A 21128-nucleotide genomic window follows, 5' to 3' on the forward strand; every position below is an offset into this window, starting at 1 on the left:
TAGGCTTACCAATACTTTCGGAATAATAATTGAACTAATCGTGTTACAATCACACCAAAATAAAATATTATGAAAAAATTATTGTTAATAGCAACAGTCGGAATATTCGCAGTAAGTTGCGGTACAAAAGAGTCTTCCATGTCGACAACCAATTCGGATTCTACTATGGTGGATAATACAACAGCCGTTGCTCCAGCCACAACAGACACCATGACTACGGCAAAAGCCAATCCGGACAGTATGAAGATGAAAATGGATTCTGCAAGCACTACTGTAAAATAGCACAGAATTTTAACTTAAAAATTTCAAAATCCTCAGAAAATTTTCTGGGGATTTTTAATGCTCAGAAGTTTAAAAAGAACTTTTTACTTTTTACTTTTTACTTTTTACTTTTTACTTTTTACTTTTTACTTTTTACTTTTTACTTTTTAAATCATTATATTTGATATACACTAAACATTAAAAAATTTACTATGAAAAAATTATGGATTTGTGCCGTTTTAGGATTGCTGTTTTTACGAAGCTGTGCCGATAAGAAAGAAAACAGGGAAGAATTTAAAGAAGAGCACAATAAAGATTCTTTAAGAAACAGAATGGGAGATTCTGCCGTTGCCAATTCAGAAACTACTGCTGCTCCTTCAGACAGTACAAAAGCAGCTTCAGATTCTACAAAAATGAAATAAAAAACAAAACCGCAAAAAAGCTGCGGTTTTGTACTTAAAAAAACTTGACTGAAAAAAACCGGGCAATCACCCCGATTGTATTGTTAGGAAGATTATTCTCCCAGATAGATAAATGTATTCACCACCAGATAAGCAGATCGGTTGTCGATAGATTTCCCTCCGCCTCCGGTAGAGATGGTTGCCGTTCCTGCCACAGTGTGCATATGCGCTCCCGCAACGGCTGTATTGTTCAGCATTCCAATGCCGCCCCATGCGGTAGAAGCTCCATCCGGATGATAACCGCCGGAACTGTTGTTCACCGTGGTTCCACCCAATAAAAATCCCCCTTCTGTGGAAGAGTGGGTATGAGATCCCGCACTTTGCGCCACCCCGTTTACCGGTCCTGAAAGGATAATATTTGGTAGGTTAGACTGTAAAATTCCGAAATGGTTTTCGCCTCCTGTAGCGCCCAAAACTTCTCCGTTGGCTCTGGATTTCAGAACCCTGTCTCTGGAATCCGGCAGATTGTCCGTAAATCCCAGACTTGCTGCTGCTGCCTGACTTACCGGCGAAAGGGCTGTAATATTTCTTCCGTCCAAAAGATACCATCCTCCGTGGTCGGTCTTTTTTACAGAAGTTTTAATATCGCCGATGTTCTTGCTGTTTAATGATTTTTCATCACCAAGCATTAATTTCTGCCAGATCGTACCGTCAAAATAATACAATCCCTGAGCATCTACTCTGTTGGTTTTTGAAGTGATTGAAGTGACCGGTGAAGTTACATATACAATAGTTCCGGCGTGTGTGCTTGAATATCTGGAATCTCCCGCTTTTAGCTGATCTCCCGTTAATCTCGGAGGTAAAATACCCTCCGCAGTGGAGCCATCGCTGTTCTTTGCGACTACGTCCAAACTCGTTATAGGATTTGCTGTATTGATCCCGATCTGCGAAAACGCAAAATTAGATCCTACAGTAGCCATAACGACTGTAAAAATTGTTCTCATCCGTTTAATTCGTTACTAGTTAATGTTTCATGGTTTGGTGCAAAATATCGGTTACATATTTTACAACATTGGCTAGTGGCATTATTAGTTTTTAGTGTTTAGGTGAGCAGTACGGGTTTTATTTTTCCGGAAAGATTGGTAATAACTGCAGTAGTAATGGTTATCCCGTAAAACTGGCGCAAATATAATGCACTCAATAGTTTCTGCGAAAAGAAAGGTTATCCGTTTTCAGGAAAATGAAAAGAAAAAGACTAAGACTGTTGATCGTTTTCGTGAAAAACAGGAATCATATCCGACTGATTTTCAGAATAAAGCAACTTTATATAAACCGATGGAGAATAATCTGTAATCTGTTTAAAAACGGAGGCAAACTTGCTGTGAGAAGAAAATCCGCACTCTTCAGCGAGGATGCTGATCTTGTATTGGCGGTATTTTTCGTCATTAATAAGCTTATCGACGATGTAATTTATCCTCAGACGATTGATATAGGTTTTAAAATCCGAATTTTTATGGCGGTTGATGAGGTGCGAAAGATATTTCGTATTGGTGTTTAATTCTCCTGCAAGAAAGGATAAAGACATATTTTTATTGGTGAAGGACGTTCCTTTTTCAAAATCATTCAGGAGTTCAAGAAGTTTGGCTTCGGTTTCGGAAGTCATTGGAGACTCTGCTTTTTTCCTTCCTTTCTCATCCTCATTATTCTGAATTTCTTCAATGGAAATATTAGCAAAATCCGGTTTTGGATCCTCAGAATAAAAACCTTTATCCTGAACAAATTCCTGGCGATGGTTTCTCAGGATGTTCCTGATTCTCGCAAGCTGCTTTTTCTGTTTGGATCTGAAATGAAGAAATAACCCAATTAACGCAGAACACAACACAATAATGATTACGTTCTGTGCAACATGTATCGTTTCATGATGCTCATGTACGGAAACGGGAAAGGCATTGACCATTAGCAATACAAATAAGCAGAAACTATTAGACATACTTCAACAAATTATTATCCTTGTTATAATAATTCATCATTTTCATGGGTGTCTTTTTGTTTTTCACAAAACTAAGAATAATTTATTTTTTAATAAAATTTAATACTTCCAATTAATTCGATAGGTAAAATGAAAATTTTTACTGTTTTTAATAAGACATCCATTTCTTTTTTAACCTGAAATCAAAAAAATAATCAAAACTACGTTGTAACTATTTCTCCCCTGAAAAGACTTATTTATTAACATAATTATTACATTTGCAACCAATAAAAAGTATTATGAAAAAACTATCGATATTTTCTGCCTTATTCATCGGAGCGTTTGCTCTCGCGCAGGGAATAAAATTTGAGGAATCCAACTTCACCACTGTTCTTGCCAAAGCAAAAAAAGAAAATAAACTTGTATTTATCGACGCATATACCACTTGGTGCGGACCTTGTAAACTGATGGCGAAAAATATTTTCCCGCAGAAAACCGTAGGAGATTATTACAATTCCCACTTCATTAATGCAAAAATTGATATGGAGAAAGGCGAAGGAATTGAAATTGCCAAAAAATACAACGTAAAAGCCTTCCCTACTTACCTTTTCGTGGACGGAAACGGAGAACTGGTACACAGAACTTTAGGATATGTAGAGGAAAACGACTTCATTCAGTTTGCAAAAGATGCAGGAGATCCGGGCAAAAGATTAACCGCTCTGAAACAAAAATTCGAAGACGGTGAAAAAGATCCTGAGTTTCTGAAAAACCTTGCTTCTCTTACGATGTACAACGATGCTGAATTTGCAGGAAGAGTAATGGAGCGTTATTTCAGTTCGAAAAAAGAGCTGGACAGAGAAGATATTCAGATGCTTCTTTCCGTTGCACAGAACGCAGACAGCCCGATGTACAAAATTTTTCAGGCAAAAAAGGATGAAATCTCCAAAATGATTACTCCTCAAAAGTATGAAGCCATCGACAAAAACATAAAGATTACGTCTGTCCTTAAAAAGTCTTACAACGCACAGTCGAAAACGTGGGATGAAAATTATTTCCTTACAGAAGCTCAGAAATTCTTGTCTAAGGAAGAAGCAGAAAAAATTCTTAAAAAAGCACAGGCTGGAAGAGCGTTAAGAGATAAAGACATCGCGAAATATGAAAAACTGACGCTTGAACTGAACCAAGACACTTCTGCATTAAGTTCCGAAGAACTGAATTCTCTTGCATGGAATTTCTTTGAAAATGTAAGCAACAAAGCTTCTCTGGAAAAAGCAGTAGTCTGGGCGCAGGAATCTGTAAAGAAAGACGAAAACTTCGCGAATACCGATACTTTAGCCAATCTTTACAACAAAGTTGGCGATAAGAAAAACGCCAAACTATGGGCTGAAAAATCCATCGAACTGGCAAAAAAGACAGGACAGGATTCTTCTGATACCGAAAAACTGCTGAAAAGCCTGAATATACAGTAAACAATAAATTCCGCAGAAAATTCTGCGGAATTTTTGTTAATTTATCCTTTTAATAAAACTAAAAATTAACTTTCTAATGGTATTTCCTTTTTATAAGCTTCTATCATTTGATCCCTTCTTTCTTTTGGAAAGTTTTTTCTCTCGGGATACGGATTACTTTTAAATTCTTCTCGTTTCATTATATATTGCTCTCGGGTTACTGGTATTCCTTTTGAAATAGGCTTTATTTCGACCTGTTTCTTTTCGATTCCAATAGCTCTGAAAGAATGATATTTTTTATCATCACTAATTTCTAAAACTAATCCAGTTAATCCTTTAAATCTGTAAGGTCCTTCTGAAATTGGAATATCATTGGCATACCAAGCTGTGAACATTCTTTTATTAAAAATCGTTGTGGCTTTTCGACAAGGATAACCCAGGATAGTCTTAGTATCGGTGTAATCTGTTTTCCATATTAAATAAGTACTTTCAAATGTAAACAGATCACGAGATATATTTCCTGTGTAATATATTTTTTCGCCATCTCTAAATATAGAATAGGATATTTTGTATTTTGGCAAATCTGCAGCTCTGATTTCTACATTTTTTGAAGTTTGAGCAGCAACTGCTGCTTGTTCAAAAATCTTTCTTGCAGCCATATATTGTTGGCTATAATATATAGAAGCATTAGTATTAAAATCTAATATCATAATTTCCTTAGAACGATGGCTTTCGTTTATATCTGTAGTATCACGAATAAAACTATATTCATACTGGACTTCAAGTTCTGAAAATTTTTTTTCCTCTTTTTGTTGAGAAAATGAAAGTAAAAAGAAAAAAATTGATAAAATTGAAAAGTATTTACACATTAGAAAATTATTTATTAAAGATTATAACCGTATTGAGGGTTCTCAAAAGGACTACTGCATTCTTCTTCCATCTGCTGAAGATCAGTCATCCAACAATCCGGCTGATCTAACGGACCTACTGTTACATATTGGGTATAACCACAGGAAGAGGTAAGAACGATCGGATTATAAAAAACCTTTGATTTGGACTCACCTTCTTTATTAGAAGTTTTAGCACTTAACATTCCGGCAACTCCAAAGGCTGCCAATAAAATAATTTTTTTCATTTGTTTTTAGAATTTGAAATTAATAATAATTTTTACATGAAAAGTATTTCGCGAAACTTTCTTCAAAAATAAAATCTCATTCCCTAATCATCTATTCCAAACAGAATAAAATACAATTCCGTTTGGAATAAATTTTTTCTCCTAAAAACAGTATATTTACAGTTCAATTTCCATAATTATGAATAACAGTGTTGGCTTTAAAATAAAAAAACTGAGAGAACAGAAAGAAATGTCTCAGGAAGATCTGGCTTTTCAGCTTGAAGTTTCCCAAAGCTATCTCAGCAAAATTGAAAATGGAAGCATTGAAAAATTAGACTTTATTTTTATGCAGAAAGTGGCTGAATTCTTTAAAGTAGAACCTCAGTATTTTTTGGAAGGAGATACGTTTATTAATGATATTGAAAATAATAATGGAATGTTGGTAAATAATTTTAATAATTCAAATGGTATTGTTAACAACGTTTCAGAAGATTTATTAAAAAATGTAATTGATAATCAGCAGCAGATCAGCCAACTTATGGAAATGCAGAATAAACTGATCGAAAAAATGTTGAAAGAAAAATAGGGAGAAGCATTCTCTACCCGAGAATATCAAAACCCAGACAGATTCTTACTTTCTCGGAACGAGAAAATTCAGCCTGAAAGAGGAAGACTCCGTCTCGCTCCGAGAAAGTGTAAACCCAAACAGTTTGGCTCCGTCTCGGATCGAGAAAACGCAAAACCGAAAAGAATATTTATTTATAAAAGTTTAAACAAACTCCACATAAAACAAAATCCGCAGAACAGTCTGCGGATTTTTATCGTAAAATGCTTCTTTGGCATTAATATTCAAACAAAACGCTTCCCCAGGTGAAGCCACTTCCGAAAGCTGAAAGAAGTACCAAATCTCCTCTTTTAATTTTCCCCTGCTCAATCGCTTCACTTAAAGCAATCGGAATAGAAGCTGCCGTTGTATTTCCGTATTTCTGGATGTTATTGAAAACCTTTTCGTCCGGAAGTCCAAATTTCTGCTGAACAAACTGGGCAATTCTTAAATTCGCCTGATGCGGAATAAACATATCTACATCGTTAATTGTTTTTCCTGCTTTATCTAAAGCTTCCTGCATGGTTTCAGGGAATCTCGTTACTGCGTTTTTAAACACGAAATTTCCGTTCATGATCGGATAAACTTCTTTGTTCGTTACATTTTCAGGTTCTTTTCTCATCCTGTCGCTCCATCCGTATTTAGAACCCGGAAACTGTGTGCACAATTCATCTGCAAATTTCCCTTCAGAGTGCATATTGAATGCTAAAATATCTCCTGCATTTTCATCTTCTGTTGCAGACAGTACAATCGCTCCTGCCCCATCTCCGAAAATAACGGAAACTCCTCTTCCTTCATCAGAAAAATCGAGCCCGAAAGAATGCACTTCTGCACCCACCACCAGAATATTTTTATACGTTCCGGATTTAATGAAAGCATTTGCCACACTCGTCGCATATACAAAACCGGAACACTGGTTTCTTACATCCAAAGCGCCAATGGTATCGCAGCCAAGCATATCCTGCAGCAGAACTCCGCATCCCGGGAAATAGTAATCCGGAGAAAGGGTTGCAAAAACAATATAATCTATATCTTTAGCCGTTAAACCCGCATTCGCAATTGCTTTTTCAGAAGCTTTGAAACCTAAATAAGCCGTCGTTTCCTGAGAATCGTTTCTGTTTTTACGGTGTCTTCTTTCTTTTATCCCCGTCCTTTCCGTGATCCATTCGTCATTGGTGGTCATTAATTTTGCTAGATCATCATTGGTAACAACGTTATCTGGAACATAAAATCCGATTCCTTTTATTGTACTTTTAATCATATAGTTTTTTAATTTTGACAAAGATAAACTTATTTAAGACATAGTATTTCAAAATATTACTATTTTTACGGTATGCCAATTGACACGATTTACAGAGATTCCCAATGCGAATGGGTGGATGTAGAGGCTCCCACAGCGGAAGACCTGAAATTTTTACACGAACGGTACGAAATCAATAATCTTCTTCTGGAAGATACCTTAGACCCCAATCACTTACCGAAATATGAAGAGGACGGAGAGGTAAAATTCTTTCTCCTGCGGGAAAGTACCGAGCTGGAACGCAAAAACCTCAACACGATCAGCGACATCAGTACCAAAATCGGGATTTTCATTCTGGGAAGAACCATCATCACGATCCACAGGATGAAAACGAAGAGCATCGTAGAAACCAAGAAACAGCTTTCTGCCATGAAAACCGAAACCACCTCCAGAAATATCGCGTTGAAAATCGCACTGCTCATCATGAAAAGTTTTGATGATGAATCGGTAAGTCTTCTGGAAACGATGGACAATATCGAAAACGAAATTTTCCTTAAAAATACCAATCATACAAACCAGATTAAAAGGTTATATAAACTGAAAAGGAAATCGGGGCTGAATTCAAGAGTGCTTACGATTTCCACAGATGCCATCGATAAATTTAAATTACTCGGGCTTCAGGACTCCGAAGTGTATGATTTAAAAGACAAACACAAGGACGTGGTTGCAGATTTCGATCATCTCAACGCACAGATCACCAACCTTATCGGGATGTTTCTCGCCCTTTCAGACCAGAAAGCCAATCAGGTGATGAAAGTTCTGGCGATTTACTCAGTATATTTTTTACCCATCACTTTCATTGCAGGAGTTTACGGAATGAATTTCGACAATATGCCGGAATTACATACCCAACACGGATATTTTTATACCTTAGGCTTAATGGCTCTGGTTGTCATCTGTACTTTCATCTATGCCCGAAGAAAACAATGGTAATTTTCCCGCTTTAATTATCGTGAAAATACTGTGGCTGAATCTTTTAAATAGTTGTAATTTTAATTCAGAATCAATGAACTAATGAAACGTTGAGAATTCCCCTCCTCTGGAGGGGTGGATCAATTTTCAGGGAAAATTGAGACGGGGTGGTCTTATCAACCCGATTTTAAAAATAAAAACAACCAAAAACAAAAGCCATGAAACCTGAAATACTGCAAAAAATTCTTGAGGAAGATGTTCTTTCCAAAGAATCCAAAGAAAAACTTTCTGCGCTTCACGACCGTATTTCGGCGAAGGAATTTTCTGATCTTCTTGATGCAGAAGGCAATCAGTATGTGGAATTTGTGCAGGAAGGAGGCGGAGTCTGGGGAAGCGCGCTGGTGGGTTATCTGTACGGACTGGAAATTTTCGGGATCCGTTTTCTGAAAGTTGCCGGAACGAGTGCAGGAGCCATTAATACGATGCTGATCGCCGCGTGTAAAACCAAGGAAGAAGCCAAAAGTGAAGTGATTAAAGATATACTCTTCAACTGGAACTTCTCCGACTTTATGGATGGAAAACCGTATGTAAAAACCACCATCCATTCGATGCTGAATAACAAAAATTTCCTGAAGATCAATTCCATTATCGCAGGAATTATTATGCTGATTCTCGTAATTGCGCCTTTTGCCATTTCTTCGGAAACAACGCTGAGAGCCAAACTGCTTTTTCTGGTTCCCATCATTCCGATCATCATTGCTTATCTGTATCTGAGAAAATTATATAATGATCTGAAAAAAGCCAATTCAGGATTAAATCCCGGAAACACATTTCTGAATCAGATGAAAGACGTTCTGGATGCTTTCGACATTAAAACAGTGGCTGCACTCAATGATAAATTTGTAAAAACAGGCAAAGATCTCAACCTGAATTACCGTCATGGCAACGAAACACAGTACTACAATATCGCTTTAGAAAGCATTGAGGAAATCCGGCAGAACAACAAGGAACATATCGACGAAATCCGTTTTAAAATATTCTACGACGGTGTCATTAACAACGAGTATTATAAAAAAGATCCTTTCTATTCCTTAAAATCCGAATACATCGTAATTACCACCGATATTAACGCCAAAATAAAAGTGGAACTTCCCACAATGGCAAATCTGTACTGGTCGGAAGAAGAGCTTAAAAAGATCAGTCCGGCTGAATTTGTAAGAGCTTCCATGTCGGTTCCGTTCTTCTTTGAACCATTTCAGAAACAGATCGACAAAAATGATAATTCCGTAAAATATGCATGGAGATTCTGGATGAATACCAAACAGGAAGACATCAATCCTGCCGGAGTTTTTATTGATGGCGGAAGTATTTCCAATTTCCCGATCGACCTTTTCCATTCCACTGATATTTTTTATCCGAGAATGCCTTTATTCGGAGTACAGTTAACGAGCGATTCTGATATTCAGTCTGAAAAAGGAAAAACCAGTGCCGAAATTTTAAAATCGCCTCTCTCTTTTGCAGGTAATATTATTGATACTTTAAAAGGTTTTAACGACAAAACTTTTCTCACCAAACATACGTTCTACCATCTTTTCAGCATTCAGACCGTGAACTGCGGAACCAGCAACTGGCTGAATTTCTTTATGAAAAGAGAAGAAAAAGAAGAATTGTTCAACCGCGGATTTTCGGCTGCCTTAGATTTCCTCAGTAATTTCGACTGGCAAAAATACAAATGCGAAAGAATGATGGTTTCAATGAAGGAGAAAAAGATCCTGAAGGAAGAAGATACGAAAACGGTGGGGTAACAAGTAAGGATTTTTTTAATTTTTATTAACCACAATAGTCGTAAAAGATTAAATAATTTTAGTTTAATAGATGAATAGAATAAAAGGTTATAATAGCTAAAAAAGCTTCGATTTTTTTTGAGAGCTTTAAATCTTAACGCTGTTTAAAGTAAAAGTTAGAAAACTCTATAGAGTTTTATCTGTGTAGAAATCATATTCGGAAGATATTTGGCGTTCCGTAGGAACGCTATCTTTAGAAAGTTCATAGCTAATTATAGATATCAATCCTACGGATTGATTGATTGATTGATTGATTGATTGATTGATTGTTATTTCTACACAGATTCTGCTCCTAAAGGAGCGAACCCCTTTTCGCTTTAATAATCTTATCACAAACAATTTATCATTTACATTTGTGGTTAAAGTTAAAATGAGTTTAATTATTCTGTGTTATTATAAATTTTTACGAAAAAAATATGGATAAGGAAAGTATAAACTACATCATAAGATATTTCAGCAACCTAATGACGCATGAAGAAAAATTAGCTTTGCAACATCAGATGTACATAGTTAAAAGCACCGATAATAAAGCAATAAAAGATATGATGAAAGAAAAAGGATGGATTAATAATGATCCTCAAATTCTTAATCTTTTGAAAAACAGTTACGAGGAATTTCAAATTAATGTTGCAAAACGTATGATGAACGAAACGCCTGAAAAAGTATTCTTCAATAACTGTCCAAAATGCGGAAAATTAGCAAGAACACCGTATGCAAAACAATGTAGGTACTGTAAACATTCTTGGCGTGCTGAATAAACTAAGTAAACTGCGTAACCTGCAACCGGCTGAATTTCTTTATGCAAAAAGAAGAAAAAGAAGAGCTCTTCAACCGCGGATTTTCTGCGGTTCTGGATTTCCTGAGTAATTTCGACTGGCAAAAATACAAATGCGAAAGAATGATGGTTTCCATGAAGGAGAAAAAGATCCTGAAGGAAGAGGATACGAAAACGGTGGGGTAAGGAATTTTGAGTAATTTTGATGATAAATTGATTGAATGACAAAATACATCTGCCAATGCTGTGGTGAAGAGAAAGAAGACTGGCCTGCAATAGCTTATGCCGCACCTTATCCCTATTTCCAGTTGTCTGAAGAAGAAATCAAAAATTCTGAACTAACTTCTGATTGGTGTATTATAAATTATCCGGATGAAACCTGCTACTTTATAAGAGCCGTTCTTGTTCAGAAAGTTAATAAAGGTTGTCAGGATCTTGAATATGGGATCTGGGTTTCATTAAGTGAGAAAAGCTTTAATGAGTATGTGGAAAATTATGACAATAAAGAATTTGAATCGGGTTATTTTGGATGGCTTTCAAATTACCTTCCAGACTATGAATTCGAAAATTCTATTCCCACTGACGTTATCGTTGATAATAAAACAGGAAGACCTTTCGTCTATCCTCATGAAAGCCACGAACATACTTTTGTGAGAGACTTTCATGAGGGAATTTCCAAAAAGGAAGCGGAAAAAAGAATTAATTTTGTTTTAAACAAATCAAATTAAATAATTGTTCATTAAATATGCCCACCAAAAAAGATTTAAGAGAAAACCTTTCCCTTCCGACATTTGAAAACAGCAGTGAGACAGAATTATTTCAGAATAATGTGCTGCGTCCTGTTTTAAAATTACAAAATGATATTTTCATCCAGATATTCAGAGACTATGCAATGAGAAAAATGTCAGATTTTACTTCTCTGAAAAACGAGCAGAAAATAAATTTCACCGACCAAAGCCTTCAAAAAGATATTGCTCTGAAAAACACCTTCATCGGAATAACAATCGGAATGCTCACTCCGGAAGAAATAACGGTTTATCTTTCGGACAGCAAATCTTTTAATAAAAGGATCATCACCATGCTTTCAGAAAGAATCAAAAGTCAGATTGATGTTTTATAAAAAAACAAAAGCTTTTTTCTGATCGTAAGGAAAAATTTAATACAATACTTTGAAAGAAAGAAAATTATTCTAACAGATTTCGTAACTTTAGTACTACAAACACCAAAATATCAATTCATGAAAAAATCAACCTTTTTATGTTTACTTCTCGTAATCATCTCTTTCTGTAGTACTGCCAAAGCGCAGAAAATAACGGACGGACAAACCATTGACCTCAATGGAATGAGCGTAACCTTTAATATTCTGAATAAAGAAACAATACAAAACGGAGGAAAATCTTTTGATCGCTATAAAGTTGCCGCATCTGTAAAAAACACTTCGGATAAATCCTATAACATCAGGCTTTCTTCCTATCCTCAGATTGTAAACAATACTGCAATCGTAGAGCTGAACTGCATTAATGCAACCGGAGCCAAGCTTACATCAAAAAAAATTGAACTGAAGATGAAAGCCCAGATCATTAATGTAACCTACTCTGCTTATGACAAATCCGGAAAATTTGTGAACAGTATTCTTCCCGTAATTGGAAGTTATTATTTTGATTCCGGAGATACCATAAACGATGATGCCATTTTCATCGTACCCCAAGGCGAAAAACCAGACGTTACCGTAAGAAGTCTTCGATAAAATATCCTAAAGAAGCGGTCTCAAAAGTGAAAACAATTTGACTTTTATCATTTCGGAAGCAGCAAAGAATTTCTAAGATCAACTATTTAAGATTTTGAAACCTTCAGTGTATGTTCAGAATGGCACTTTTGAGTCCGCTTTTTTATGCAATATCTTTTTAATTAATCTTCAGGATTATTATATACCTCTTCAAATATCAATTAAACATTATTCCACATCGGATCATGCTTTAAAACCTCATCATACACGGGACAGCTTTCTGCATGGGAACCCTTCAGATAACCGATGCTCATCAGGAATTCATTCACGATTTCTCCGCCTGTAAATTTGAAGGTCTTTTTGAAAAGCTTCATCCATTCCGGTAACGTTTTGGGATGATGATGTTCCAGCCATTTTTCAAAAGAACCGAATTCTTTCTGAAGTTCTACAATAGTTTTTGCATTTTCAATGGCAGCGTTTACTTTCAGCTTATTTCTGATAATTCCAGGATCGTTCAGCAGTCTTTCCCGGTCAGATTCACCGTAAGAAGCCACCTTTTGAACATCAAAATTATCATACGCTTTTCTGAAACCTTCTTCTTTCTTCAGAATGGTTTCCCAGCTCAGCCCTGCCTGATTGATTTCCATCACCAGTCTCCCGAACAGCTCATTATCATCATGAATCGGAAAACCGTAATTTTTATCATGGTATCTTTTGTGCAGTTCTCTCCTGCTTTCAGGCTGCATTCCTTCAATTGCCGCGCAATAACTCATTGTTATTATTTTTTGTGGATAGTTAAATGCAAATATAAGCGTCGGTAATGACAACTGTATGGCAGGAGCGGTAAAAATTTATTTTCGGACACAAATCTCAATCTTTCATACTGCGATAAAAATGTTCCACACTGCAACAAAAATCTTCAACAGTGTAGTAAAAATGTTTAATACTGTAATAAAATTACTCAACTCGGCTTTAAAGATGGTGTAAAAAGTAAAATTTATCCTAAACAATACACTGTTTCATGTAAATACTAAATGAAAAATAATCAACAGTATTAATAATCTTCTAAACAGTGTATTAAAAGCATACAAACCTCTAAAAATGAGGGATTAAAGTGTATATCTATTTTCCGAATTTTTAAAATGGGAATCTTAAAAGAAGAGTATGTACCGATTGCTGATGCATTATTAAACAGTTTAGCTAGAAAGGGCAAAGGATTTAATGGGGTTAATTTTAATTTATAATACAAGAAAGTTTAAAGCAAAACTACAAAAACAGTTTGTCAGCAACTTTTTTTTGAACTTAAGAAAAATTTAAATCAGATTATGAGGATGTAAAATCAGATTTCTGAGAAGATTTTTTTATACAAGATAAGGGCAATTAGTATTGCCCATTCAATTGTTTTCAAAAAAGAGTTGCTATTTAAACAGGTATAATTCTCATACACATTCTTGGATCTCCATTCAAAGTACATTGCCAATAGGTTGCACCTGTATCAGGATCAGTACATTTTGCATATTTTCTACCAGGTCCGCACATCCAGTCACCTGGAGATTGTGAATTTATTCCTCCTGTAATGGATTTTAAGTTTTCTCTTGAAATTTTTCTCAAATTTTTCATAATAATAGAATTTTAATTTTTCTTACTCAAAACTTTTCGGATTCCGTTCGAATTTAAAGCCAAATTATAGATCCTGTCTGCAATAAAAAATACCATGAATATGGTAAATATCAAATTGATCCATCAAAAAAACCGCAGAAAATATCTGCGGTTTTATTATATTCAATTAGAAAATTTTTGGCACTTTAATTAATGTACCCCACTCAGATCAATCTTTTCTTTGCTTTTTCGTTCCTTAATAAATAAGATGAACGGAATACAGACAAGGAAGATTACCCCAAGATAAAGAAAAACATCCATGTAAGAAAGTACGGTTGCCTGTTTCGTTACAGAAAGATCGAGCATTTTGTAGGCGGCGTTCATTGCGGCATCGGGAGTCATTCCTTTTGCGATAAAACTGCCTTTCAGAGCCTGTAATCTTTGCTGTACCGCAAAATCGGTCTGGTCGAGGTGCGAAATAAGATTCACCCTGTATTTCTGACTCGCATTGGCAATGAATGTGGTGATCGCAGCAATTCCGAAGGAACCTCCAAGCTGTCTCATCATTCCTGTAAATGCAGCTCCCTGTCCGATTTCCTGCCCTTTCAATGTACTTAAGGAAAGCGAGGTGATGGGAATAAACAGTAAACCCAGTCCGGCTCCTCTTACAATCAGCATCCAGAAGAAGGCATCTTTTCCTGTATCCGGAGTCAATATTTTATATCCCCAGAAACTGTAGATAAAGAAGATAAATAATCCCAGTGAAACCAAAATCTGCTGTTTAGCTCCTTTTGAAAGCAGTCTTCCGATAATCGGCATCATGAAAGCCGTCGTTAAAGCTGCCGGAATCATTAAAGCACCCGACTGAAGCGCCGTCCATCCCAAAATACTTTGGGTATATAAAGGAACGATAAATGTAGATCCGTACAAACCAAATCCTAAAACGAAGGACATCACGGTTCCGATTCTTAAGTTTCCGTTTTTCAGAACCCGGAGTTCTACAATCGGATATTTAAAGGTAAGTTCTCTCCATAGGAAAAGGATAAATCCTAAAACAGCTGCTGCTGTAAAGAAAACAATCATTCCGCTGGCAAACCAGTCTTCTTCATGACCTCTTTCCAGAATAAACTGTAAGGAACCTACGGTAATTGCCAATAATGCAATTCCAATCCAGTCTACATCGGAAATCTTTCGTTTTTCGGCATATTTCGGACTTCTTACAAACTGAAGCGTCATTAAGGTTGCCGCAATCCCGATCGGAATATTAATATAGAAAATATACGGCCAGCTAAAATTATCCACAATATATCCTCCCAACGGCGGACCCAATGTAGGACCGATAATTACACCAAGTCCATAAATTGCCTGTGCCATACTTCTTTTTTCCACCGGATAAGATTCCGTGATGATGGTTTGTGAAGTTACCAGAAGCGCTCCCCCACCGATTCCCTGCATAAGACGGAAAAATACAAGCTCCCAGATATTGGTTGCATTTCCGCATAAAAAGGAGAAAACGGTAAATATAATGATGGAAGCCGCAAAATAGTTTCTTCTCCCGAACTGCTGCGAAAGCCAGCTCGTCATCGGAACAATAATTACGTTTCCGATCGCATACGCGGTGATTACCCATCCTACTTCGGAAAGGGTGGCTCCAAGATTTCCCTTCATTTCATTCAGGGCAACGTTTACAATCGTGGAATCCACTATTTCAAGCAAAGCACAAAGAATTGCCGTAATCGTAATGATTACTCTTCGGGCTCCGTATTCTACTAATGAATCTTGCATAGTTTTTTTAGTGTTGTATTAAAAATCAAGAGATTTGAGATTCGGAAATATGAACAAGTTTTTACGAACCAACTTTGTTCTCTCATCCATGAGATGAGGTTTCAGAAAAATTTAGCTGATTAAAATTTCATCAAAGTATTTCCAAATCTCTAAATTTCTCAATTTTAAAAAAGTGAATTGTCAATAATCATCCTCTGCATGGTCTTATTTTTACCTCTGCATTTTCCTCTGCATGATCTGTCTTCATTAAACCGGAATTCTGCTGCATCGTTCAGCTTCATCATTTCAACATCAATTTTCTTCTTCATATCCGGTAACCGCTTCATTTATCGTCTTCATTTTCCTGTTTCCTCTTCATGATCTTTCTGCATTACACCGGAACCTTCTTCATGGATCAACTTCATCATTTCCACATCTATCATTGATCTCTCTTCATTATCCGGCATCAGCTTCATCCTCAATCTTCAAATTCATTTCATTAAAAAATGACTTCTCCTTCAAAAATTGACAATTCACTTATATATTTTTGAAAAAAGTGAATTGCAGTTATCAATCATTCATTGTCAATTCTACTACTTCATTACATCTCATAACCGATCTGCTTCTGCATTGCTGACAATTCACTTATTTTATATTTTTATTTTAAAGAAACTTCTGCTTTTACATTCATTCCTGTTCTTAATCTTTTGGATACATTTTTATCCAGATTTACAAAATCGATTTTTACAGGAAGTCTCTGTACTACTTTTACGAAGTTACCACTCGCATTATCCGGAGGAAGTATAGAGAAGGTAGCTCCGGTTGCTGGAGAGAAAGAACTTACCACACCGTCAAATTCTCTGTCCGGGAAAGCATCAATCTCGATTTTCACTTTTTGTCCTTCCACCATTTTATCAATCTGGGTTTCTTTGAAGTTGGCAATTACCCATTTCTGGTCATTTTTAACCAAAGAAAACAATTGCGAACCTGCCTGTAAATACTGTCCTGCCTGAATCGGCACTTTTCCTACATATCCGTCTTCCGGTGCTACAATTACCGTGTAAGATAAATTCAGTCTCGCATTTTCTACATCCACTTCTCTCTGTTTTGCAACGGAATTTGCCACTCCGATCTGCTGAGAACTTGCCGCGGTCTGAGAAGAAGCGATATTGGTTTGCTGTGCAATCTGGTTTCTCTGATCGATTAAAACCTGAAGCTGTTTATCTGCAGACTGTTTTGCTGCCAAAGCCTGCTCATACTGCTGTTCTGTAATAGAGTGGTCTTTCACAAGATTGGCATATCTTTTTAAATCCTGAGAAGTTTTCCAAACGTTTACTTTTGCGGCTTCAATCTGTGCATTCGCCGTAGTAACAGCGGCTTCAGAAGAATTTATATTTTTTGAAGTTGCCGTTGTGGAAGCCTGTGCATTAGAGATGCTGCTTTTTGCTGTTGCCAAAGCTGCTTCTGCCTGCTGTAAAGCCATTTTCTGATCTCTGCTGTCCAGAATAACCAGAGTATCTCCTTTTTTTACAAACTGGTTGTCTTTTACTTTTACTTCCGTTACGTATCCTGAAATTTTAGAAATTACGGGAGCCATATTGGACGCGATCTGTGCATCGTCTGTTTCTTCATGAACCTGCCCGTAAGAATAGGTTCTGTAACCGTAGATTCCTCCGCCGATTAAAACTACTGCTAATATGATAGGGAAAACTAAACTTTTTTTCTTTTTAGGTTCAGCCGTTTGTGTAGTATTATTTTCCATTGTGGGTATAAGTTCTTAATTTTATTTGTTTGTTAAAGTTCCGGTGGTCTGTAATAGTTTTCTGTAGGCTAAAGCGGCATCTGCTTTCGCATTGATCACTCCTACGTTCGCTGAGATCTGTGCAGCATCTGCATCCAGAAGTTCCGTCATCGTAGCCAAACCGTTATCATATTTATTTTTTGTAATTCTGTAATTTTCGTTAGCCTGTTCTGCGGATTTCTCGAAAACGGCAATTCTCTTTTTAGAATAATCTGTGTTCTGATATTCTCTGTTTACATCCAGCTTGATGTTGTCGTTTAACAACTCGTTGGTTGCAGCCAACTGCATTTCTCTTGCCTGAGACTGCTTCAGTGAAGAGTTTTCTTTCCACAGATTCGATAAGTTGTAAGAAATTCCTACACCTACATTTACCGCATTATAAATCGTTAAAAACTTCGGAATATCTGCCGCCACATAACCTCCTGTAAAAGCAATGGAAGGAAGATTTTCTGCTTTCGCGGATTTTGTTCCCAAAGCTGCAGCCTGTCTCTGCTTGTCTAAAGCCTGAAGGTCTTTACGGTTTTCTCTGGCTTCATTTAAATAGAAATCAAGCGGTTTTACTTCATTTCCTTCATCTATATAATTCTGGTCTACTTCGATTTCTGTGGTTTCCGGAAGTCCAAGCAATAAATCCATATTGATATTGGCAATATTGTAGTTGTTTTTTGCTTCCAGCAACTGAAGTTCGATGTTTGAAGTCTGCAAACTTGCTTTTAAACGGTCATTTCTCGCAATTACTCCGTTGTTTTCAAGTTTAAGGAACGTTTCGTCTCTTTTTTGGGAAGCGGTTAGGTTTTCTTCTAAAACTTTGATGGACTGGTTGGCTTTAAATAAATTATTGTAAGCCTGCGCAACATTGTAAGCAATGGCTACTTTATCGTTTTCAGTGGTTAATTTAGATGCTTCCACTAAATATTTTGCAGATTCGATTCCGTATTTTATTCTTCCTCCGCTGTAAATCGGAACGCTGACATTCGCTGATCCGTAGGCAACCTGATGAACTTCCGGACCCCCTGCTCCTGAAACTCCGGGAAGTTTAATATCAATATTCGGTTTTAAAGGAAGATACATATAGCTTCCTGAAATTTTCAGCTCCGGAAGCTGTCTGTTTTTGGCTTCCAAAAGATTGGCTGTAGCTTCTTCTATTTTTGCAGCATCAATTTTAAGATTTTTGCTGTTCTGGATTCCCAACTGCACGGCATCATCAAGAGTGAGGGTCTTTTTCTCCTGAGCATTTGCGTTTGCAATCCCTACAAATAGAGCGAGCGCAAGGACTGAATTATTTATTTTCTTCATAACCTAGAAGGTCTTTTAGTAGATATTTAATATGTTTATTAAGTTCTGTGTAATATTTTTCATCAAAAACTTCTTCTTCATTGGTATCGTTTAGGAATTCTTTATACATTTCTTTTGCGTTGGAAGCGTAAAATAAAGTTCCGCTCACCGTGGAATGAAGGAGATAGATGGGAGGATTTTTTGTAAAAATTCCTTTCTGAAGACCACTTTCCAGAATTTTTGAATACATGGAAATGAATCCCATTTTGGTTTCTTTCAGAAATTCTACGATCTGCGGATTTTCTGCATGAAGCTGCTCTCTCTGCATAATTCTGTAGAAACATTTGTTGTGTCTTACCTTTCCTGCAAACTGATCTACGATTTTTTCAACTTTTTCCCATTCGTTGATATCGGTTCTTTCAATAATATCTTTAGAAAAAAACTGTCCTTCGCTCATTCTGTATTCTACCAGTTTCTCGTACAGTTTTTCTTTAGAACCGAAATAATAAGAGATCATAGAAATATTCACATTTGCTGCTTTGGCAATTTCTCTTGTGGAGGTTCCCTCAAAGCCTTTCTCGGCGAAAAGCTTTTCTGCGGCAAATAATATATTCTCTTCTTTTGAAATCATCTTTTACTCTGTATCTGTTTTTTCGGGTGCAAATCTACAACCAATTTTTCATAAATCAAACGATTGATTGATTTTTTATTGAAATTTAATTTTTTTTTAATCTTAAAGTTCACCGAATGGAAAAATTGTTATATTTGGATTCAATTAAAAATTTAGATCATGAAAAAAATAATTTCTGTTTTAGCCATCACTTTATTCACTTTCAACTTTGCACAAGAAACCCCGAAAGGTTCATGCTGCGCAGGAAAAGACAAGAAAGAATGTTCCACAAAAGATAAAAAAGCCTGTGGAGATCATAAAAACTGTGATGCTAAACACAAAACAGCAGAAAACAGTTCTAAAACTACCGATAAAAAAGCTTCCAAAGTAAAGAAAACAGCTTAACAATAAAAAACTCCGAATTCATTTCGGAGTTTTTTATTTAGCTTTTATGAATGTATCTTGATAATTTTATCCCGAGATCCGTCCAGACAATTTTGGGATTTCCGTTTCGGGTTAAGTGCAGATCGGCAGTATTGATTTCTTCCAGAATGCTTTCAATATTGGCTCCGCTGATGAATTTTGAGAATCCCATCCAGTTGAAACCATTGGCATCAATCTTTTTATAGACTAAATTCTCCGACTGATAGTTCTGCAGCAAAGCGAGTCTGAAAATCTCGGAACAGTAATTTAAAAAGTTTTTCTGCTTTTCACGGTTCCAGCCTGCAATTTCTCTTGCCCAAAGAATGATGCTTCGCAGAAATTCAGGTTTCTTTTTTACCATAAATGCATCACGAACCCATTGAACAAAAAGCTTTTCGAACTCATCGGTTTTATTTCCGGACTGTAAAAGTTTCAAAGCTTCATTAAGGTCTCCCTGAGCCTGATGGATGATTTCCCCTGTCTTGTCTTCTGAAAGATTATAGTTTTTTTTCAGATAAATTTCCAGATCTTCATCATTTATTCTTGGCACTTCTACAATCTGTGTTCGGGAAAGTATGGTTGGTAAAATATCGTTGGTAGATTCTGCAGTAAGCAGAATGATTGTTTTCGCAGGAGGTTCTTCTAAAAATTTCAGGAATTTGTTGGATGCCGCGACGTTCATTTTATCGGCTCTCCAGACAATTAAAATTTTCGTTCCGCCTTCAAAACTTTTCAGTGAAAATTTCTGATTCTGTTCATCAATTTCATCTGCCGAAATAAAAAGCTGCTTGTTTTCGGATTCTAAAACAGCCGTCCATTCATCATATCCTGCATACGGAGATTTGAGAATCATTTCCCTGAATTCATCAAATTTATTTTTGCTTAATGAATTTTTATTGTCTGTAAAAACCGGAAAACTGAAATGCAGATCGAGATGATTGAGATGCTCTACTTTGGCTCCGGCGTGCGGATTTTCGCTGCTCAGAATTTCTTTGGCATATGCCAAAGCCATCGGCAATGCTCCGTAACCTTCTTTGCCGACGAAAAGCTGGGCATGGCTTACCCTGTTTTCGGCAATACTGTCTCTAAGAAGTTTTTTCAGACTTTCCTGTCCGGCAATGTTCTCCCAATTCATGATTCAAAGATATGAAATTTGTAATTCGCAGAATGTGAATTTTTACTTTGCAGGTGAATTTTGCGTTGCAAATGAATTGTGAATTTTATCATGCAGTGTATTGATAATGTATAAAAATTCACAACCAAAGCGAATTTACAATTAAGAATTCATCATAATTATAGCTA

At 36.3% G+C, this 21128-nt stretch carries 25 protein-coding genes; 12 read left to right on the plus strand and 13 right to left on the minus strand.

Features of this window, described 5'->3' with window-relative positions:
• Positions 1 to 69: 69 nt before the first annotated feature.
• Entirely contained in the window at positions 70 to 282 is a 213-nt protein-coding gene (locus PFY09_RS06140) for a cytochrome C551 (RefSeq protein ID WP_076394778.1), read from the plus strand.
• 191 nt (positions 283 to 473) lie between these two features.
• A complete protein-coding gene (locus PFY09_RS06145) occupies positions 474 to 683 on the plus strand; it encodes a hypothetical protein (protein WP_271161818.1) in 210 nt (69 codons plus the stop codon).
• A 92-nt stretch (positions 684 to 775) separates the two neighbouring features.
• On the opposite strand, the gene PFY09_RS06150 is transcribed toward PFY09_RS06145, so the two are convergent.
• Both PFY09_RS06150 and PFY09_RS06155 read right to left on the minus strand, forming a co-directional pair.
• A complete protein-coding gene (locus PFY09_RS06150) occupies positions 776 to 1666 on the minus strand; it encodes a hypothetical protein (protein WP_271161819.1) in 891 nt (296 codons plus the stop codon).
• Between the two features lie 251 nt (positions 1667 to 1917).
• On the minus strand, positions 1918 to 2652 hold the full coding sequence (locus PFY09_RS06155) for a helix-turn-helix domain-containing protein (RefSeq protein WP_271161820.1): 735 nt from the start codon (positions 2650 to 2652) through the stop codon (positions 1918 to 1920).
• 278 nt (positions 2653 to 2930) lie between these two features.
• On the opposite strand from PFY09_RS06155, the gene PFY09_RS06160 reads away from it, so the two are divergent.
• On the plus strand, positions 2931 to 4100 hold the full coding sequence (locus PFY09_RS06160) for a thioredoxin family protein (protein WP_271161821.1): 1170 nt from the start codon (positions 2931 to 2933) through the stop codon (positions 4098 to 4100).
• Positions 4101 to 4165: 65 nt separating this feature from the next.
• Here PFY09_RS06160 and PFY09_RS06165 read toward each other — a convergent pair whose 3' ends face one another.
• Together PFY09_RS06165 and PFY09_RS06170 are read right to left on the minus strand one after the other, a co-directional pair.
• Positions 4166 to 4948, minus strand: coding sequence for a GLPGLI family protein (locus PFY09_RS06165; protein WP_271161822.1), 783 nt, complete (start codon positions 4946 to 4948; stop codon positions 4166 to 4168).
• Between the two features lie 14 nt (positions 4949 to 4962).
• Positions 4963 to 5214 (minus strand): hypothetical protein, encoded by a 252-nt coding sequence (locus PFY09_RS06170; RefSeq protein ID WP_271161823.1) that lies wholly within the window; start codon positions 5212 to 5214, stop codon positions 4963 to 4965.
• 178 nt (positions 5215 to 5392) lie between these two features.
• Between PFY09_RS06170 and PFY09_RS06175 the strand changes: the two genes are divergently transcribed.
• Complete coding sequence (locus PFY09_RS06175; protein ID WP_116096415.1) at positions 5393 to 5779, plus strand: helix-turn-helix domain-containing protein; 387 nt, start codon at positions 5393 to 5395, stop codon at positions 5777 to 5779.
• A gap of 256 nt (positions 5780 to 6035) precedes the next feature.
• Here PFY09_RS06175 and PFY09_RS06180 read toward each other — a convergent pair whose 3' ends face one another.
• Positions 6036 to 7058 (minus strand): 3-oxoacyl-ACP synthase III family protein, encoded by a 1023-nt coding sequence (locus PFY09_RS06180; protein WP_185205187.1) that lies wholly within the window; start codon positions 7056 to 7058, stop codon positions 6036 to 6038.
• A gap of 72 nt (positions 7059 to 7130) precedes the next feature.
• Between PFY09_RS06180 and PFY09_RS06185 the strand changes: the two genes are divergently transcribed.
• From PFY09_RS06185 to PFY09_RS06215, 7 genes are all read left to right on the plus strand, one after another.
• Complete coding sequence (locus PFY09_RS06185; RefSeq protein ID WP_271161824.1) at positions 7131 to 8030, plus strand: magnesium transporter CorA family protein; 900 nt, start codon at positions 7131 to 7133, stop codon at positions 8028 to 8030.
• A gap of 197 nt (positions 8031 to 8227) precedes the next feature.
• Complete coding sequence (locus tag PFY09_RS06190) at positions 8228 to 9814, plus strand: patatin-like phospholipase family protein (protein ID WP_271161825.1); 1587 nt, start codon at positions 8228 to 8230, stop codon at positions 9812 to 9814.
• 455 nt (positions 9815 to 10269) lie between these two features.
• Positions 10270 to 10611 carry a hypothetical protein gene (locus PFY09_RS06195; RefSeq protein ID WP_271161826.1) on the plus strand — a complete coding sequence of 114 codons (342 nt, stop codon included), beginning with the start codon at positions 10270 to 10272 and terminating at the stop codon, positions 10609 to 10611.
• A 41-nt stretch (positions 10612 to 10652) separates the two neighbouring features.
• Positions 10653 to 10814, plus strand: coding sequence for a hypothetical protein (locus tag PFY09_RS06200; RefSeq protein WP_271161827.1), 162 nt, complete (start codon positions 10653 to 10655; stop codon positions 10812 to 10814).
• 35 nt (positions 10815 to 10849) lie between these two features.
• Positions 10850 to 11356: a DUF2199 domain-containing protein gene (locus PFY09_RS06205; RefSeq protein WP_271161828.1), complete on the plus strand. Its 507-nt coding sequence runs from the start codon at positions 10850 to 10852 to the stop codon at positions 11354 to 11356.
• Between the two features lie 17 nt (positions 11357 to 11373).
• Positions 11374 to 11748 carry a glyoxalase gene (locus PFY09_RS06210; protein WP_271161829.1) on the plus strand — a complete coding sequence of 125 codons (375 nt, stop codon included), beginning with the start codon at positions 11374 to 11376 and terminating at the stop codon, positions 11746 to 11748.
• 117 nt (positions 11749 to 11865) lie between these two features.
• Positions 11866 to 12375, plus strand: a complete 510-nt coding sequence (locus tag PFY09_RS06215) for a hypothetical protein (RefSeq protein ID WP_076394754.1) — start codon at positions 11866 to 11868, stop codon at positions 12373 to 12375.
• A gap of 200 nt (positions 12376 to 12575) precedes the next feature.
• Here PFY09_RS06215 and PFY09_RS06220 read toward each other — a convergent pair whose 3' ends face one another.
• From PFY09_RS06220 to PFY09_RS06250, 7 genes are all read right to left on the minus strand, one after another.
• Positions 12576 to 13127 carry a DNA-3-methyladenine glycosylase I gene (locus tag PFY09_RS06220; RefSeq protein WP_271161830.1) on the minus strand — a complete coding sequence of 184 codons (552 nt, stop codon included), beginning with the start codon at positions 13125 to 13127 and terminating at the stop codon, positions 12576 to 12578.
• Positions 13128 to 13776: 649 nt separating this feature from the next.
• A complete protein-coding gene (locus PFY09_RS06225; RefSeq protein WP_271161831.1) occupies positions 13777 to 13974 on the minus strand; it encodes a bacteriocin-like protein in 198 nt (65 codons plus the stop codon).
• 189 nt (positions 13975 to 14163) lie between these two features.
• Entirely contained in the window at positions 14164 to 15738 is a 1575-nt protein-coding gene (locus PFY09_RS06230) for a DHA2 family efflux MFS transporter permease subunit (protein ID WP_087711370.1), read from the minus strand.
• Between the two features lie 164 nt (positions 15739 to 15902).
• Complete coding sequence (locus tag PFY09_RS06235) at positions 15903 to 16046, minus strand: hypothetical protein (RefSeq protein WP_268054664.1); 144 nt, start codon at positions 16044 to 16046, stop codon at positions 15903 to 15905.
• A gap of 329 nt (positions 16047 to 16375) precedes the next feature.
• On the minus strand, positions 16376 to 17479 hold the full coding sequence (locus tag PFY09_RS06240; protein WP_076394746.1) for an HlyD family secretion protein: 1104 nt from the start codon (positions 17477 to 17479) through the stop codon (positions 16376 to 16378).
• A gap of 21 nt (positions 17480 to 17500) precedes the next feature.
• Positions 17501 to 18814, minus strand: a complete 1314-nt coding sequence (locus tag PFY09_RS06245) for a TolC family protein (RefSeq protein ID WP_108410545.1) — start codon at positions 18812 to 18814, stop codon at positions 17501 to 17503.
• Positions 18798 to 19424 carry a TetR/AcrR family transcriptional regulator gene (locus tag PFY09_RS06250; RefSeq protein ID WP_076394742.1) on the minus strand — a complete coding sequence of 209 codons (627 nt, stop codon included), beginning with the start codon at positions 19422 to 19424 and terminating at the stop codon, positions 18798 to 18800. Before PFY09_RS06250 ends, PFY09_RS06245 begins: the two co-directional genes overlap by 17 nt.
• 159 nt (positions 19425 to 19583) lie before the next feature.
• Here PFY09_RS06250 and PFY09_RS06255 point away from each other — a divergent pair, with 159 nt between their 5' ends.
• Positions 19584 to 19808 carry a hypothetical protein gene (locus tag PFY09_RS06255; RefSeq protein WP_271161832.1) on the plus strand — a complete coding sequence of 75 codons (225 nt, stop codon included), beginning with the start codon at positions 19584 to 19586 and terminating at the stop codon, positions 19806 to 19808.
• Between the two features lie 37 nt (positions 19809 to 19845).
• Here PFY09_RS06255 and PFY09_RS06260 read toward each other — a convergent pair whose 3' ends face one another.
• Entirely contained in the window at positions 19846 to 20961 is a 1116-nt protein-coding gene (locus tag PFY09_RS06260; protein ID WP_271161833.1) for a DNA polymerase III subunit, read from the minus strand.
• Positions 20962 to 21128 lie beyond the last annotated feature (167 nt).

This window comes from Chryseobacterium gambrini (assembly GCF_027920505.1).
GTDB lineage: Bacteria > Bacteroidota > Bacteroidia > Flavobacteriales > Weeksellaceae > Chryseobacterium > Chryseobacterium gambrini.